12 protein-coding genes are annotated in these 16,623 nt (G+C 60.3%); 8 read left to right on the top strand and 4 right to left on the bottom strand.

The genetic code is table 11. The features are described 5' to 3' along the window. Positions 1-240: 240 nt before the first annotated feature. The 3 genes from ACR0NO_RS15995 to ACR0NO_RS15985 are packed head-to-tail and all read left to right on the top strand — an operon-like array spanning position 241 to position 7,157. Complete coding sequence (locus ACR0NO_RS15995; RefSeq protein ID WP_480724663.1) at positions 241-3,978, top strand: beta strand repeat-containing protein; 3,738 nt, start codon at positions 241-243, stop codon at positions 3,976-3,978. A 60-nt stretch (positions 3,979-4,038) separates the two neighbouring features. After that, entirely contained in the window at positions 4,039-5,790 is a 1,752-nt protein-coding gene (locus ACR0NO_RS15990; RefSeq protein WP_480724662.1) for a type I secretion system permease/ATPase, read from the top strand. Next, on the top strand, positions 5,787-7,157 hold the full coding sequence (locus tag ACR0NO_RS15985; protein WP_480724661.1) for an HlyD family type I secretion periplasmic adaptor subunit: 1,371 nt from the start codon (positions 5,787-5,789) through the stop codon (positions 7,155-7,157). Before ACR0NO_RS15990 ends, ACR0NO_RS15985 begins: the two co-directional genes overlap by 4 nt. Positions 7,158-7,234: 77 nt before the next feature. Here ACR0NO_RS15985 and ACR0NO_RS15980 read toward each other — a convergent pair whose 3' ends face one another. Next, positions 7,235-7,852 carry a TetR/AcrR family transcriptional regulator gene (locus tag ACR0NO_RS15980; RefSeq protein ID WP_170472485.1) on the bottom strand — a complete coding sequence of 206 codons (618 nt, stop codon included), beginning with the start codon at positions 7,850-7,852 and terminating at the stop codon, positions 7,235-7,237. Between the two features lie 147 nt (positions 7,853-7,999). On the opposite strand from ACR0NO_RS15980, the gene ACR0NO_RS15975 reads away from it, so the two are divergent. The 4 genes from ACR0NO_RS15975 (at position 8,000) to ACR0NO_RS15960 (ending at position 11,781) form a co-directional block, all read left to right on the top strand. Then, complete coding sequence (locus tag ACR0NO_RS15975; RefSeq protein WP_480724660.1) at positions 8,000-8,929, top strand: AEC family transporter; 930 nt, start codon at positions 8,000-8,002, stop codon at positions 8,927-8,929. 105 nt (positions 8,930-9,034) lie between these two features. Next, the gene (gene fghA, locus ACR0NO_RS15970; RefSeq protein ID WP_480724659.1) at positions 9,035-9,868 is read left to right on the top strand and encodes an S-formylglutathione hydrolase; all 834 of its coding nucleotides are present in this window, start codon (positions 9,035-9,037) and stop codon (positions 9,866-9,868) included. A gap of 3 nt (positions 9,869-9,871) precedes the next feature. Continuing rightward, positions 9,872-11,329 carry a Si-specific NAD(P)(+) transhydrogenase gene (gene sthA, locus ACR0NO_RS15965; RefSeq protein ID WP_480724658.1) on the top strand — a complete coding sequence of 486 codons (1,458 nt, stop codon included), beginning with the start codon at positions 9,872-9,874 and terminating at the stop codon, positions 11,327-11,329. Next, positions 11,326-11,781 (top strand): YaiI/YqxD family protein, encoded by a 456-nt coding sequence (locus ACR0NO_RS15960; RefSeq protein WP_480724657.1) that lies wholly within the window; start codon positions 11,326-11,328, stop codon positions 11,779-11,781. The genes sthA and ACR0NO_RS15960 overlap by 4 nt, the downstream gene beginning before the upstream one ends. Positions 11,782-11,865: 84 nt before the next feature. Here the strand turns inward: ACR0NO_RS15960 and ACR0NO_RS15955 are convergent, their stop codons facing one another. Continuing rightward, entirely contained in the window at positions 11,866-13,107 is a 1,242-nt protein-coding gene (locus ACR0NO_RS15955; protein WP_480724656.1) for an MFS transporter, read from the bottom strand. A 149-nt stretch (positions 13,108-13,256) separates the two neighbouring features. Here ACR0NO_RS15955 and zapE point away from each other — a divergent pair, with 149 nt between their 5' ends. Next, positions 13,257-14,315: a cell division protein ZapE gene (gene zapE, locus ACR0NO_RS15950; RefSeq protein WP_170554999.1), complete on the top strand. Its 1,059-nt coding sequence runs from the start codon at positions 13,257-13,259 to the stop codon at positions 14,313-14,315. 73 nt (positions 14,316-14,388) lie between these two features. Here zapE and ACR0NO_RS15945 read toward each other — a convergent pair whose 3' ends face one another. Continuing rightward, complete coding sequence (locus ACR0NO_RS15945) at positions 14,389-15,663, bottom strand: bifunctional folylpolyglutamate synthase/dihydrofolate synthase (protein WP_480724655.1); 1,275 nt, start codon at positions 15,661-15,663, stop codon at positions 14,389-14,391. After that, positions 15,660-16,592, bottom strand: a complete 933-nt coding sequence (gene accD / locus ACR0NO_RS15940; RefSeq protein ID WP_170640185.1) for an acetyl-CoA carboxylase, carboxyltransferase subunit beta — start codon at positions 16,590-16,592, stop codon at positions 15,660-15,662. The genes ACR0NO_RS15945 and accD overlap by 4 nt, the downstream gene beginning before the upstream one ends. Positions 16,593-16,623: the final 31 nt, after the last annotated feature.

Here is a 16,623-nt window from a genome sequence, read left to right as displayed (position 1 = left end):
AATAAGTGAAACTTCGTCATCAAATAAGTGAGCGACCCGCGTTTTCCCATCGCATCGCAGTTTGAATCAAGGCCCTGACCGGCGAATACTTCACGAAACCCGTGAGTATTTGCGTTGGTTATACCCCCAATTTGGACCATGAATTTCCGCTGACCACGGGCCAGGCCTACTGATTTGATGCGTCGGTTGCCCGATCGAACGGGCCGCCTGCATCACGCAACAAACCAGACGGAGTGACCCATGCTGTCCCAATTCGTAGAAAGCCTGCGCGCCCGTCTCTTGACCACGTCAACACTGGCGCAAGAGACCACACGTGACGGCCAAACCCTTTTCAACAACTTCTTCCAGAACACGATCGTGGATGACACACCCGCCTTTGTTCTGGCCAATGACTTTTCGCGCCTGTTGAACTTTGGCGAGATCGTCACCAACAACGCCGTCGCCGCCGTTCAGGCGCAGGGCGAGGATGTTGACGTGTTCAACTTCCGCTCGGGCGTGATCGAGGCGAATAGCGGCCCCGATGCACTGGCGGCAGGCGTTCAGGTCACCGGCAGCGCCGCCGTGCGCAACTTCGGTGAGATCTCGGGCGACTTCAACGGTGTTCAGTTTACGGGTCCCGACAGCTCGGGCAGCCTGGATAGTTTCCGTGGCGGTGTGATCTCCTCCGACAGCCGCGCTGTGGACATTCAGGGCCAGGGCATTGATGTGCGCAACTTCGGCGACATCCTTGGCACCGGAGATCAGCGCAACGGCACGATCTATACCAACAGCACCGCCGAGGATATCTCGATCTCGAACTTCACGGGCGGAACCGTGGATGCCGGTGAGGGCAATCAGGGTGCCGGGATCTCGCTTCAGGTCGGGGATGAGGTTGGCGACCGTGTGGAAACCGATATCTTCAACGGCTTTGGCAGCACCATTCAGGGCCGCGGTCAGGCGGCATCGAACACCGGTCTGGCCGGTGACGGCATCCGGATCAACAACGGGGCCGAGGGCACGATCCTCGAGACCGAGATCCTCAACAGCGGGCTGATCACATCAGAAAGCACCCAAGGCACCGCAGCCGGTATCCGCATCGCAGATGGCGCAAGCGCCGAGGGCGAGATCCTGAACACCTTGACCGGTGTGATCGAGGGCGCTGCAAACGGGCTCTACATCGGTCAGGGCACGCATGATCTGGATGTTCTGAACTTCGGCACGATCCAATCCGACAGCCGCGCGGTGAATATCGACGGCACGGGTGTGAACCTAGTGAACGGCGGCGATATCCTTGGCACGGACAGCCAGCGCAACGGCACCGTCTATGCCGACGGCACCGCCGATGATTTCGCAGTCAACAACCTGGTCACCGGCACGATCGATGCCGGTGAAGGCAATGAAGGGTCGGGCTTTGGCGTTGAAATCGGCGGAACTTCGGATGGCGCATCCTCGTTCACGCTGGACAATGCGGGCACCATTCAGGGTCGCGGCAATGCGGCGGCAGGCTCCAACGCGGCAGGCGACGGTATCCGGGTCGGCAATGTGGGCAACATCGGCGTCACCGATGCGGTCATCAACAACTCGGGCATTATCGACTCCGAGGGCGCAAACGGCACCGTTGCGGGTGTGCGTTTCGTCAACGGTGTGTCCTTCCAGGGTGAGTTCAACAACTCGGGCCAGATTTCGGGCGTCCAGAACGGCGTCTATTTCGGCAACCCGGTCGCCGGTGAAGGCGCGGATCACACCGGGGGTGTGTTCAACAACCTCGAAACCGGGGTGATCTTGTCCGACAGCCGCGCGTTCAACATCGACGGCATCGGCCTGGAGGTGAACAACGCAGGTGAGATCGTCGGCACCGGCAATCAACGTAACGGCACGGTCTACGCAGATGGCACGGCGCAAGACTTCACCTTCAACAACCAGGAAACCGGCCTCGTCGATGCGGGTGAAGGCAATGAAGGCTCGGGCTTTGGCGCCGAGATCGCGGGCGAGAATGCTTTCACGCTGAACAATGACGGTCTGATCCAGGGTCGCGGCAACGCGGCAGCGGGCACCAATGCCGCAGGCGACGGTATCCGCATCGGTAATGTCGGCAACGCTGGCACGTTCACCGGCTCCATTACCAATGCAGGCACCGTCCTGTCGGAAGGTGCAAACGGAACCGTTGGCGCGTTCCGCGCGGTGAACAACGTCAACTTCCAGGGCCAGTTGGTCAACGAAGAAGGCGGCGTATTTGCGGGTGTGCAAAACGGTGTCTACTTCGGGACCGGCGATCACACGGGCGGTTCGTTTGTCAACCGTGGAACCGTCACTTCGGACAGCCGTGCGGTGAATATCGATGGTGAAGGGCTTGAGGTCGTCAACGAAGGCGAAATCCTGGGCACCGGCGATCAGCGCAACGGCACCGTCTATGCCGATGGCACTGCCGACAACTACACCTTCAACAACACCGGTCTGGTTGATGCGGGTGAAGGCAACAACGGCTCGGCCGTGTCACTGCAAACCGGCGATGTCGAAGGCGATATCGTGTCGGCGGCCATTCTGAACGAAGGCACCCTGCAAGGTCGCGGCGACGCGGTTGAGGGCAATCAGGTCGGCGACGGTCTGCGCCTGTTTACCAGCCAGTCTGAGGCCGGATTTGCCGGAGTGGTCGTCAACGAAGGCCTGATCGCAGGCTCCGAGACCTCGGACGCCGCTGCAGGTATCCGTGTCGACGGTGGCCTGAACCTTCTGGGGGCAATCCTAAACGAAGGTGAGATCCGCGGGACGGTCAATGCGATTGACGCCTCGGATGCGGGTGACGTGACCATCGTCAATGACGACGAAGGTGTGATCAACGGCAACGTTCTACTGGGCGCTGGCGATGACATCTTTGTCGATCTGGGCACCACCAACGGCAATATCGATGGTGGCGCGGGCGACGACGTTCTGATCGCGGGCGATGCGGACAATGTTCTGACCGGCGGTCTGGGCAATGACTTCATCGACGGTGGCAACGGCATCGACACAGCCGACTTCTCGGATCTGGATGTCGCGGTCGAAGTGCGCCTCGGCGCCAATGGCAACGGCACTGCAACCCGCGATACGGGCTTCAATGTCTCGGTCAAGGACGTCGTGGTCTCTACCCCCGGTCAGTTCGGCGCGAACATCGCCAACGGTGCGGCTTTTGTGGAACAGGCGCTTCAGGGCAACCTGTATTACAACATCCACACATCGGACTTCCCCGGCGGTGAAATCCGCGGGCAGCTGCTGGTGGACAGTGTCGAGACCGAGCATGGCATCCGCACCGTCACCGTCAGCGGCGGTCTGGACGCGGCGCAGGAACCGGGGCCGACCTCGGACAGCGAAGCCACCGGCGAAGCCTCTCTGGTCATCACCCAAAACCTGCACACAGGTGAGGTGACCTATTCCAGCGAGCTGAGCGTTGTGGGCCTGAACGAGGCCGACCTGAACACGCCGATCCCGGGTGTTGTCTCGGCCATCCATCTGCACAACGCTCCGGCTGGCGACAACGGCCCGGTCGTGCAAGACACGCTGGTGGATGCAGGTGCCACGTTGGACGTAAACGCCACAGGCGGCACCGGTGTCATCGGTCAGGACGTCATCGACAACCAGATCGAAGTCGATGTTCTGCAGTCGATCGAGAATGTGATCGGGTCCGACGATGGTGACATCATCATCGGCAGCGATCTGGACAACAAACTCAGCGGCGGCGACGGCGATGACCTGATCTCGGGTGAGGGTGGCGATGACATCCTGATCGGTGGCGAAGGTGCGGATACCTTCACCTTCGGCGCGAACTTTGGGAACGACGTGATCCAGGACTTCGAAGTTGGCCTCGACCAGCTGCAGTTCGGTGACTTCGGCCCCGATTTCGGCGGCGCGGTGAATGTCGCACAGGATGGCAACGACGCGGTGATCTCGTTCGGCACCGAAGGCTCGGTCCGTCTGGCGAGCGTCAACACCACCGACCTGACCGAAGACGACTTCGTCGCTTAATCGAAAACGGACGGGGCGGGTCACACCGCCCCGTTTGCCAAACCGGAAAAGGGCAAGACGATGTTTCAGAAATCCAACCCCGTACAAACCGCATGGGCCTCGTTGCGCAAAGGGTTTGTTGCTGTCGCTTTCTTCAGCCTGTTTCTCAACCTGCTGATGCTGGCCGGACCGCTTTACATGCTGCAGGTCTATGACCGGGTCCTGACCAGCCAGAATGTCGACACGCTGATCGCGCTGACCCTTCTGCTGGGCGGCGTCTTTGTCGTGATCGCCTGTCTCGACCTGATGCGGATGCTCATCCTGGGCCGCCTGGCCGCCCGGTTCGAGATGGCCGTCGGCGCGCCTGTTCTGGGGGCCGCCATGCGCCGCCGGGTTCAGGGCGAGGCACAGAGCGCCGAGAATCTGGTCGACGACGTCAACGGATTTCGTGAGTTCATCTCGGGCTCGACCCTGACCGCCTTTTTCGACGCACCATGGATCCCGATCTACCTGCTGGTCCTCTATGTTCTGCACCCGCTGCTGGGCCTGCTGGGACTGGCCGGAGCCGTCACCCTGACCGTCATGGCGCTGATCAACAACGCCCGCGCGCAGAAACCGATGCGAAACGCGGCCGAGGCCCGAGGGCGCTCGGACGCGCTGTTCAAGACCTCGGATCGCAATGCCGAACTGGTCCACGCGCTGGGCATGAAATCTGATCTAGTGCGCCGCTGGACCGCCCTGCAAATCGACGCGCATGCGCACAAAACACGCGCGGCTGACCGGATCGCTGGCTTTTCGGTCCTGTCCAAGACCATCCGGATGGGGCTGCAATCGGCCATTCTGGGTTTGGGCGCGGCCCTTGCCATAACAGGCGAATCCACCGCTGGCGTCATGATCGCCGCCACCATTGTTCTGGCGCGCGCGCTGGCGCCCATTGATCAGCTCATCGGCCAATGGCGAGGTTTTCTGGCCGCGCGCGGATCGTATTCCAAAATCAAAGCGCTGACCGAGGATTTCGCCGAGGAAACACCCAACCTGCACCTGCCCCGCGCCTTCAAGACGCTGGACGTAAAAATCGCGCAGGCCGGTCCGCCGCGCGCGATCAATGCCACCATTCGGGGTATCGACTTTGATCTGGCCGCGGGCGACGTTCTGGCTGTCATTGGCCATAGCGGCTCCGGCAAGACGACGCTGAGCAAGATGCTGGCCGGGATCTGGCATCCGCAACGGGGTGAAGTTCTGCTGGACGGCAGCCCAATGTCGAAATGGAACGCCGAGGATCTGGGCAAACAGATCGGCTATCTGCCGCAGGATGTCGAGCTGTTCGGCGGCACGATCCGCGAAAACATCGCCCGTTTCTCGGTCGCCATCGACGACGCCGAGGTGTTCCGCGTCGCGCAGGAGGCTGGTATTCATGAGATGATCAGCGCTCTGCCCGACGGCTATGAAACGCGCATCGGTCAGGGGTTCTTTCTGTCCGGCGGTCAGCGGCAGCGCCTGGCCCTGGCCCGCGCGCTCTATGGTGATCCGTTTGTGTTGGTACTGGACGAACCGAACTCGGACTTGGATGCCGAAGGGGAACAGGCCTTGCGCGATGCCATTCTGGCCACTCAGGCCCGTGGCTCCATCGCCATCGTCATGACCCACCGCCCCGCAACCCTGCAGGCCGCCAACAAGGTCATGGTCATGCGCAACGGGTCCCAGACCCAGTTCGGCGACAAGGATGACGTGCTGAAAGTCAATCGCCGCAATGTTCTGGACAGCTCGGGCAAGGGCATTCGCCCGACCCCTCAGCCCGTCCCGGAAACGCAAATCACAGGAGCAGCCCAATGACACAGATTGTCCCGCACAACGCCTCTCGCAATGCGCTGTCGCTGAATGAGGCAGAGTTCATCGATATCTCGGACGCCTCCCCCCGGATCGGACGCTATGTCTGGGTCGGCGTGATCACCCTCATGGCCTTTGTTGGAGGCAGCGCCTACTGGGCCTTCGCCTCGAAACTAGACGGGGCGGTGGTTGCCCCTGCCTCTTTCGTGGTCGAAGGCGATCGCAAAACGGTCGAGCATCTGGACGGCGGCATCATCCGCGACATCCTGATTGCCGACGGAGATTTCGTTCAGGCCGGTCAGCCCCTGATCCGGCTGGACAGCACCGATATCGACGTCGACCTGAATGTGCTGGGCAGTCAGATGGGTGAGCTTTCGGTGCGCCGCGCCCGCCTGCTGGCACAGATGAGCGGTCAAGATCGGTTTGATGAGGTCTCGGCCATGGTTGGCTTTCAGGCGGGAATGGAGCGCCTGCACTGGGCATCCGCATATCTGACGCAGAAGCAGCTATTTGACGCCGAAGCCCGCGCCCGCCAGACCGAAACCCGGATCAATGAGCAGCGGATATCGGGCCTGAAGGATGAGGCGCAGGGGCTGGCCGAACAGCGCGTCAGAACCCAGAACCAGATCGAGATCACTCTGACCGAACTGACCAACCTGCAGACCCTGCTGGACAAAGGGCTGGTTGCGGCCACCCGCGTCAGCTCGCGCCAGATTGAACTGCAGCGGCTCTACGGTGTCGATGCCTCGTTGCGCACGCAGATTGCGCAGGCTGAAAATCAGGTCAGGGAATTGGAACTGACGCTGATCAGCCAGCAAAAGCTGCGGGATGAGGTGATCGCGGGGGAACTGGCGGTGGTCGAAGCGCAGCTTGATCTCGTGCGCCCGCAATATGCAGGCACCGCCGAGCGCCGCAAGCGGATCGAGCTGTTGGCTCCGACCAGCGGGCGAGTGGTCAATCTGGCGGCTTCGACCACGGGCGGCGTCGTTCGTCCGGGCGAACACATCATGGACATTGTCCCGGCGGATCAAGCACTGATTGTCGAGGCGCGGGTCAAGACCGGTGATATCGACAAGCTGCGGATCGGCCAGTCCACCCGTATCCGCCTGTCGGCCTTTGCGCAGGCAGACGTCCCCGAGGCCAGCGGCAAAATCTTCGACATCTCAGCCGACGCCTTGCAAGACGAACGCACGGGCGAGCCCTACTACGAGGCGCGGGTCAAACTAGATGCCCAGCAGCCCGAGGCGGTGGCCACACTTGATCTGGTACCCGGCATGCCGGCTGATCTGTTCGTCAATACCGGCGAGAGGGCCGTGATCGCCTATCTGTCACAGCCCATCAGTGACCGGTTGGCCAAAACTTTTATTGAGTGAGTGGGTACTCAGGTAACGAGTAAAATTTCAACCAGTGGGAATGGTCTGCAGATGGGGTTGCAGGCCATTTCACTTCGTCACACGCCGTAGCGGGCCATGAACATGTCGACTGCTTGCAGCGCAACCTCGTCGATCTCGGCCTGGGAGAACTCTTCCTGAATGCCAAAGGCAGCGCGCAGCCATAGGCGCACTTTGCACAGCTCGGCGAATTGCTCGGCCGCGATCGTCACGTCCTCGATTACCAATTCGCCCTTGGCGACGGCCTTTTCCAGATACTCGACCATCTTGCGCTGACCGTTCTGAGGCCCGGCTTCGTAAAACACCCGGCCAAGTTCCGGGAACCTGTCCCTTTCGGCCACGCAAACGCGGAATATCTGGCGATTAAAATCCGATACGAAAAAGCTGACCAACTGCGTCGCGGTAATCGTCAGAACTTCGCGCACGGGTTTGGTTTCGTCGATCATCGAGATCACACGCTCGGCCATGCGTCGGCACTCGGTTTGCGCAACCTCAATAAACAGCAGGCGCTTGTCGGGGAAATAGCTATACAGCGTCGCCTTCGAGACACCCGCCGCCCGCGCTATGTCATCCACGCTGGCCCCTTCGAACCCATCCGCGAGAAAAACTTCTCGGGCCCCGCGCAGAACCTGGTCGAATTTTCGGCCGGTGCGCAAGATGGTGGCGGATTGGGTCATGATGGCTCCTTCAGCGGGTTGTGGATCGAATTTATAAACCGATCTGTTCAGACACAAGGATTCTTGGTGTTTTCTGACGGGCCGTCACCCAAAACGCCGTTCGATCCGTGACTTGCAGGTCGCGCAATCCATGCTAGGAGGGTACCCATGGTCGAGATTTTTCTGCGCACCCTTCCCTTCTTCGTGATCATCGGCCTGGGTTACTGGGCCGGGCGCACGCGGTTCTTCACAGAGGAAGCCACCGCCTATCTGACGAAATTCGTCTTTTTCTTTGCCCTGTCGGCCATGCTGTTTCGCTTTGCCGCCACCCTGCCGTTTGCCGAGATCTTCAATGGGCGGCTGATCATCGGTTATCTGATCGGCACACTTGCGGTCTATGCTCTGGCTTCACTGGTTGCGTGGATACGGGGCCTCGACATCCCGACCGCAGCGGTTGAGGCCCAGTGTGCCGCCATCGGCAATGTCGGGTTTCTCGGCCTGCCTATGTTGGCCATGCTGCTGTCTGAGGCCGCGATCGGGCCTGTCATGCTGATCCTTGCGGTGGATCTGGTGGTGTTTTCCTCGCTCATTGTGATCCTGATCAATGGCGGCCGGGACGGAAAGCTAACGGTCAAAACGCTGCGATTGATCGGCGTTGGGTTGCTCAAGAATCCGATGATCGTATCAATCTCGGCCGGATTGATCTGGTCGGCGCTGCAGATTCCGGTGCCCGACGCGATGAACGATTTCCTGACCATTCTGGGTGGGGCCGCAACGCCCGGAGCACTGTTTGCAATCGGCGCCTCGCTGGCTGGGAAATCGGCCGAGCGGGTCCAAATCGCGGGCTGGCTGAGCTTTTGCAAGCTGATCGTCCACCCCGCCTGTGTCGCCGTCGCCCTGCTTTGGCTGGTTCCAGTCGATACCTTCTCGGCCACGGTTGCGATTGCCGCCGCTGCACTACCGGTTGCGGGCAATGTCTACATTCTGGCGGCGCATTATGGGGTCGCGCCTCATCGCGCCTCAGCGGCGATCCTGCTGTCTACGGCGGCCAGTATTTTGACGGTTCCGCTGATCATCGGATGGCTTGCCGCTTTGTGAGCGTGCAACCCCACCAAAAAGTCATGCACATGGCGACTGCCGCACTTTACGCGGCGTCCTTAGGGCGATAGCCATGGCGCGACCCTAGATTAAGGACTCGACCAGATGGAAACCCTTTCGGAAAATGCCTGTTTTGGTGGTGTGCAAGGTGTCTACCGCCATGCCTCGACCACCTGCCAATGCGATATGACCTTTGGCCTGTTCCTGCCCGCCGAGGCCAAGGACGGCCCCGTTCCGGTGTTGTGGTACCTGTCTGGCCTGACCTGCACCCATGAAAACGCGATGACCAAGGCCGGTGCACAGACCTGGGCCGCCGAACAGGGCATCGCCATCGTGTTCCCCGACACTTCTCCGCGCGGCGAAGGCGTCGCCGACCACGAAGACTATGATCTTGGCCAAGGCGCGGGTTTCTACGTCAACGCAACGCAAACCCCTTGGGCTCCGCATTTCAACATGTGGGACTATGTGGCCGGGGAACTGCCCGCTCTGATCGCCGAGAATTTTGCCATCGACATGGACCGTCAGGCAATCACCGGCCATTCGATGGGCGGCCATGGTGCGCTGACATTGGCGCTGAACTTGCCGGGACGCTATCGCTCAGTCTCGGCCTTTGCGCCAATCTCGAACCCGACCGGCGCGGATTGGGGCCGCAAACAGCTGAGAGCCTATCTGGGCGATGACGAGGCCGTTTGGGCCAAGCACGACGCCTCGCTCGTGATGAAAGAGGTCGGTTTTGACGGCCCTGTCCTGATCGACACCGGTGCGAACGACCAGTTCATCGACCTCCTGCGCCCCGAAACTTTGGCTTCGGCCATCGCCGAGCGCCGCCAGCAGGCGACCTATCGTCTGCAACCAGGCTATGACCATTCCTATTTCTTTGTGTCCACCTTCATGGAAGACCACATCACGTTCCACGCCGAAGCGCTGTACGGAGACTGAGGCATGAGCAAGTATGACTATGACCTGATCATCATCGGGTCTGGCCCTTCGGGCCGGTCTGCGGCGATTCAGGCAGGCAAGCTGAAACGCCGGGTGTTGGTGATCGACCGACACGACCGTTTCGGAGGCGTCTCGGTGCATACCGGCACGATCCCGTCCAAAACCCTGCGTGAAACCGTGCTGAACCTTTCGGGCTGGCGCGAGCGCAGCTTTTACGGCCGCTCTTACCGGGTCAAAGAGCAGATCCGCGCCGAGGACCTGAAGGCCCGGCTGCACATGACACTCGACCACGAAGTTGACGTGCTGGAGCATCAGTTCAACCGAAACCATGTGGATACTCTGAACGGGTTGGCCTCGTTCACGGGCCCGCATGAGATCGAGGTGGCGACGGATAGCGGTGAGAAAACCCGCCTGACCGCCGCAAAATTCCTGATTGCGACCGGAACAAAAACCTATCGCCCGGACTATGTGCCTTTCAACGGCAAAACCGTTGTGGATGGCGATGAATTCCTTGAAATGGCCGAGATCCCTCGGTCGCTGGTCGTTATCGGTGCCGGGGTGATTGGCGTGGAATACGCCACCATGTTTTCGGCCCTGGATGTCCGTGTCACCCTGATCGAGCCGCGCGACACCTTCCTGGATTTCATCGACAAACGCCTGATCCACGATTTCACCCATCAAATCCGTGAGAATGGAGTGGATCTTCGGCTCGGCTCAACCGTCGAAAAGATCGAAGATGCGGGCGAGCATGTCGAGGTCACCCTTGAGAACGGCCGTCACGTCCGGGCCGAGATGCTGTTGTTTGCTGCCGGACGCATGGGCGCGACCTCGACACTGAATCTGAAGGCTGTTGGTGTTGAAACCGATCACCGCAACCGGATCAGCGTGGATCGCAAGACCTACCAGACCGAAGTGCCGCATGTCTACGCTACGGGAGACGTGATCGGGCACCCTTCGCTGGCCTCAACCTCGTTGCAACAGGGACGCGTGGCGGCCTGTCATGCGCTTGAAACCCCGACCCTGCCGGAAAGCCCGTGGTATCCTTACGGGATCTATTCCGTGCCCGAAATCTCGACCTGCGGCATGTCCGAGGAAGAGTTGCAGGAGCGCGGCATCCCCTATGAGGTCGGCGTGGCGCGGTTCCGCGAGACCTCGCGCGGGCATATTATGGGGTTAGAACATGGCATGTTGAAAATGCTGTTTTCCCTGAAAACCCGCCGGGTGCTTGGTGTGCAGATCGTGGGCGAAGGCGCGACGGAGCTGATCCATATCGCGCAGGCCGTACTGAACCTGAAAGGCACCGTGGACTACTTCGTGCAAAACACGTTCAACTATCCGACGCTGGCCGAGGCCTATAAGATCGCGGGTTTGGATGCCTTCAATCGGATGCCGATCCCCGAAGAGTTCAAGGTCAAGAAAAAGCCTGTTGGACCCGCCAAGAAAGAGGCAAAGAAGGCGTGACAACGCTCTATGTCGATGGGGACGCCTGCCCGGTGAAAGCTGAGGCTGAGCGGGTCGCAACCCGACACAAGGTGCCCATGGCGCTGGTGTCGAATGGCGGGTTGCGGCCATCGGCAAACCCTCTGGTGCAGGTCGTCATTGTCGCAGAGGGCGCGGATGAGGCCGACAAATGGATCGCCGAGTGCTGCGGTGCCGGCGATGTGGTGGTCACCTCGGACATCCCGCTGGCCGCCAAGTGTGTCGAGGCCGGTGCCCGTGTGCTACGGCCCAATGGCGAGGCTTTCACCGCTGCGAATATCGGCCAGCAACTGGCGATGCGCGACCTGATGGCGGATTTGCGCGCGGCTAACCCTCTGGGCGCAGGGGGTGGCGGCAAACCGTTTGGGAAAGCCGATCGCTCGCGGTTCTTGGACGCTCTGGAGCGGGAACTGCGAGCGGCGCTGCGCGGCTAACCCTCCCGCCAGTTGACGTCGCATCAAAGATGCGCCCTCGCCTGTTGGGCCAGGCAGCGCGTGCCGCGCTGCGGGTGCGCCCAACTATGCAGCGGCGGGGGTTGGACCTCGGTTCTCGCGAATGGGCAGGTGGACAATCGCGCTGAACGCGCCCACGGCGATACCGATCCACCAAACCATCGTGTAGTCGCCATAGACGTCATACATCCGCCCGCCCAGCCAGATGCCAAGGAAGCTCCCAAGTTGGTGGCTGAGGAAGACAATTCCATACAGCGTACCCATGTAGCGCAGACCGTAGAGATGCGCGACCAGACCGGATGTCAGTGGTATTGTGGCCAGCCAGAGAGAGCCCATAGCCAACGAAAAAACGATGACCGAAATTGGGGTGATCGGAAACATGATGAACACGACAGCAGCCAGCGTACGCGCCGTATATACGATGGCCAGCAAGTATTTCTTGGGAAAGTGGTTCCCCGCCCAGCCTGCCAAAAGCGTGCCGCCGATATTGGCCAGTCCGATCAGCGAAATGGACAACGCACCCAAGGCGGACGTGGTCGTAATGCCTATCGAATGCAGCACGCCACCCGGCTGGATGGGGCCGCACATCTCGGTCACGAATGCTGGGAAGTGAGCTGTGATAAAGCCGAGCTGATAACCGCAGCTGAAAAAGCCAAGTGAGATCAGCGTGTAAGACGGATCTCGGAGGGCACGCCCCAGGATTTGACCCATGCTTTCTTCCAACTCGGCCTTACTGCTTTGCTGAGGCGCGCGCATAAAGGGCAGGATCAGCACGAGGCAGAGAATGGCGACGGCAAACACGATATAGACCTGATGCCATGGCAGGAAGTTCAACATCCATTCGGCCGTGGGCGCACCCAGAACCTGACCGAAACTGCCCGCAGCCGTGACGATGGCCAAAGACATGGATCGGTTTTCATCAGAGGACGCCCGCCCAACCACAGCCAGAACCACGCCGAAGCCGGTCCCTGCAATGCCGAACCCGACCAACCATGCGTAGATCTGGTGTTCAAACGGAGTGACGGACCAAGCTGAGAGCACCATGCCGGCGGCATAAGTCAGCGCGCCAAGAACAATGGCCTTTCGGTCGCCGATCTTTTCAGCGATTGCACCAAAAATCGGCTGCCCAATACCCCAGGCCAGGTTCTGGATCGCAATTGCCATTGAGAAATCGGTGCGTAGCCAGCCGAACTCAGAGGCGATCGGGATCTGGAACACCCCGAACGACGCGCGCACAGCGAAACTGACTGTAATGATGATACAGCCCACGATCAGAATTGGATTCAGCAGACGTGCGGAGTGCGGCATCGGGACCTCAGACAAACAAGTTTTGCGACGCTACTGTTTTTCTTCGGCGCGTCAATTCAGTAGATTTGCGGTTCGACATAAGGAAAATTGATGCGTGCCTGAAATTGCCCGCTTTTCAACGCGCAGTGCGGGCGCTATGGCTCAAACCCATGACGGATCTGATTTCGCTGTATAACGAACGTATCTCCGATGGGTCCCTGACGCGGGATGATGCGCAGGAAGCCGTTCTGCCGCATTTCGAACGTATCCGGGCCGAATTGAGCGCACCGGTGAAGCGGGGTTTGTTTCGCAAGGCGCCACCTCCGCCCAAAGGGCTGTACCTGTGGGGCGGGGTTGGGCGTGGGAAATCCATGCTGATGGATATGTTCGTCGATGCGCTGGAGGATATACCGGCGCGGAGGGTGCATTTTCACGCGTTTATGCAGGAAATCCATGCGGGTATGCACAAGGCGCGTAAGGATGGTGTCGAAGACGCGCTAGCCCCGGTCGCGCAGGAGGTCGTGAAATCGGTCAAGCTGCTGGCGTTTGATGAAATGCAGATCACCGATATTACCGATGCCATGATCGTCGGACGCCTGTTTGATCTGCTGCATGCGGGGGGCGTGGTCATCGTCACGACCTCGAACCGGCATCCGGATGATCTGTACAAGGACGGTTTGAACCGACAGCTGTTTTTGCCTTTCATCGCCCATATCAAAGAGCAGCTTCAGGTATGGGAGCTGGTCTCGCCGACCGACTACCGCCAAAACCGCCTTGAGGGCGCGCCGGTCTATTTCTCGCCAATTGGCCCGGAAGCGCGTGAGAAGATACGCGCCGTCTGGACGGATTTGTCCGGCGGTACCGCCGAGCCCTTGATCCTACAGGTCAAAGGCCGCGCTGTTGAGCTGCCAGCCTTTCGCAACGGGGTCGCGCGAGCCTCTTTCTACGACCTGTGTGGTCGGATGCTGGGGCCCGGGGACTATCTGGCAATCGCTGAAACGGTCAAAGTTCTGGTATTGGAGGATATTCCCCGTCTGTCGCGTAACAACTTCAATGAGGCCAAACGTTTTGTGACGTTGATCGACGCGCTGTATGAGGCCAAAGTTCGGTTGATCTGTTCTGCAGCTGCCGAGCCCGAGATGCTGTATGTCGAGGGCGAAGGCACCTTTGAGTTTGAGCGCACCGCGTCTCGCCTACGGGAAATGCAGGATCAGGATTGGGGGAAGTAGGGGGCTCTGCCCCCGCCGCCGCTGGCGGCTCCCCCAGGATATTTTTGGCCAGATGAAGCCCTGCGGGCGGATCCTAGCCGTTTTCGCGCAGGATATTGCCCGCAAGGTAGAGAGATCCGCAGATCAGGATACGCGCCTGCGGGTCCTCTGCGACGATTGTGTCGAGCGCCTCGGCCACGCTGTTGGCGGTTGATGCGGGCAGATCGACCTTAGTGGCAGCGGCGGCTGTTTCTTCGGCGCTGAGGGTTGCAGCCTCACCCGGGATGGAAACAGCGGTCATGCTTTGGGCCTGTTTGGCAAGCGGCGCGAGGTAGCCTGTCACGTCTTTGGTGTTCAGCATACCGCAGATCATGTGGGTCGGGCGTTTCGGCAAGTTTGACAGAACCTCGGCCAGAGCGATCCCGGCTGCGGCGTTGTGCCCCCCGTCCAGCCAAAGTTCGGCTTGCCCTGCCGTTTGCACCAGCGGGCCGGTTTTGAGGCGCTGCATCCGTGCGGGCCATTCGGCCTTGGTCACGGCGGCCTCATAGGCGGCATCGCCAAGGTTGAGATGGCGCAGAACGGCAAGGGCCGCTCCTGCGTTCTGGATCTGGTGGGCACCCAAGAGGTTGGGTAGAGGCAGGTCAAGCAAGCCGGTTTCGTCCTGATAGATCAGGCGGCCATTTTCTTCGGTGACGTGCCAATGCTGGCCGTAAGCAATGAGAGGCGCGCCGAGGCGTGCAGAGGTCTGTTCGATCACCTCCATCGCCTCATCAGGTTGCGGGCCGACGATGCAAGGCACGCCGCGTTTGATGATACCGGCCTTTTCAGCGGCGATTTTCGCCAGCGTATTGCCCAGAAACTGCTCATGGTCGATCGAGATCGGGGTGATCACCGTCACGGCAGGTTTTTCGATCACATTGGTCGCGTCCAGACGCCCGCCGAGGCCGACCTCGAGCAGGGTGTAATCCGCTTTGGCTCGTGCGAAGGCCAAAAGGGCCGCGCAGGTCGTTATCTCAAAATAGGTGATGTTTTCGCGGCTATTGGCTGCGTAGCACTCATCAAGCACCGCCGTCAGGTCGGGTTCCGAGATCAGCTCTCCGGCCAGACGAATACGTTCATGGAACCTGGCGAGATGCGGTGAGGTATAGGCATGGGCCGACAGCCCTGCCCCCTCAAGCCCGGCTCGGATCATCGCCTGGGTCGAACCCTTGCCGTTGGTTCCAGCGATATGGATCACTGGAGGCAGCTTGTTCTGCGGGTTGTCCAATGCCTCTAGCAAACGCCAGACGCGATCCAAGGTCAGGTCGATGATCTTGGGGTGCAGCGCCATCATCCGGTCGAGGATGGCGTCCGATGTTTGGGCGGTCATTTCTGATCCGTATCTTCAGCAGGCGCGTCTACGGCGGCCTCTTCCGGTTCCGGCGCAGGCAGATCGCCTTTGATCGCCGGAGGCTGGTTCATCAGCATGCGCGTGATGGTGATCAGTTCCTCACGCAGCTCGGTGCGTTTGGTCACGCGGTCGAGCATACCGTGATCCAGCAGGTATTCGGCGCGCTGGAACCCCTCGGGCAGCTTCTCACGGATGGTCTGCTCGATAACGCGGGGACCGGCAAAGCAGATCAACGCGTTGGGCTCCGAGATATGCACGTCGCCCAGCATCGCATAAGACGCAGTCACACCTCCGGTGGTTGGATGGGTCAGCACGACGATATAGGGCAGGTTTGCCTCTTTCAGCATCTCGACGGCCACGGTTGTGCGCGGCATCTGCATCAGGCTGAGGATACCTTCCTGCATCCGGGCACCGCCCGCAGCCGAGAACAGGATTAGCGGACGCTTTAGCTTCACCGCCTCTTGCGCGGCGGCGATGATCGCGTTGCCGACATACATGCCCATGGACCCGCCCATGAACGAGAAATCCTGCGCAGCGGCAACAATCGGGGTGCGCCCGATTTCACCTGTGGCCACAAGCATGGCTTCTTTTTCGCCGGTTTTCTTCTGGGCCGCCTTCATGCGATCGGGGTATTTCTTCTGATCGCGGAACTGCAGCGGGTCATCTTTGGGCGCAGGCACCGCAACTTCGGTGAAAATCCCGCCATCGAACAGGTGGCCGAACCGGTCGCGTGGCGTGATTGCCATGTGGTGACCACACTGGGTGCAGACGTTCTGGTTTTCGGCCAATTCGCGATGGAACAGCATCGTTCCGCATTCACCGCATTTGTGCCACAGATTTTCTGGCACTTCTCGGCGCGAGAAGATCGAGTTGATCCGGGGGCGGACGTAGTTTGTGATCCAGTTCATATCAGAGCCTTGGATTGTGCGGCGTTGACGT

The organism is Ruegeria sp. CL3 (assembly GCF_056536505.1).
The sequence above is the reverse complement of the archived record's forward strand: the minus strand, read 5'-3'. Positions and strand labels throughout refer to the sequence as shown.

Excerpts from the sequence above, each read along its gene's own strand:
- ACR0NO_RS15995 (WP_480724663.1), top strand. The coding sequence starts at position 241 with ATGCTGTCCCAATTCGTAGAAAGCCTGCGCGCCCGTCTCTTGACCACG.
- ACR0NO_RS15990 (WP_480724662.1), top strand. The coding sequence starts at position 4,039 with ATGTTTCAGAAATCCAACCCCGTACAAACCGCATGGGCCTCGTTGCGC.
- ACR0NO_RS15985 (WP_480724661.1), top strand. The coding sequence starts at position 5,787 with ATGACACAGATTGTCCCGCACAACGCCTCTCGCAATGCGCTGTCGCTG.
- ACR0NO_RS15980 (WP_170472485.1), bottom strand. The coding sequence starts at position 7,852 with ATGACCCAATCCGCCACCATCTTGCGCACCGGCCGAAAATTCGACCAG.
- ACR0NO_RS15975 (WP_480724660.1), top strand. The coding sequence starts at position 8,000 with ATGGTCGAGATTTTTCTGCGCACCCTTCCCTTCTTCGTGATCATCGGC.
- fghA (WP_480724659.1), top strand. The coding sequence starts at position 9,035 with ATGGAAACCCTTTCGGAAAATGCCTGTTTTGGTGGTGTGCAAGGTGTC.
- sthA (WP_480724658.1), top strand. The coding sequence starts at position 9,872 with ATGAGCAAGTATGACTATGACCTGATCATCATCGGGTCTGGCCCTTCG.
- ACR0NO_RS15955 (WP_480724656.1), bottom strand. The coding sequence starts at position 13,107 with ATGCCGCACTCCGCACGTCTGCTGAATCCAATTCTGATCGTGGGCTGT.
- zapE (WP_170554999.1), top strand. The coding sequence starts at position 13,257 with ATGACGGATCTGATTTCGCTGTATAACGAACGTATCTCCGATGGGTCC.
- ACR0NO_RS15945 (WP_480724655.1), bottom strand. The coding sequence starts at position 15,663 with ATGACCGCCCAAACATCGGACGCCATCCTCGACCGGATGATGGCGCTG.
- accD (WP_170640185.1), bottom strand. The coding sequence starts at position 16,592 with ATGAACTGGATCACAAACTACGTCCGCCCCCGGATCAACTCGATCTTC.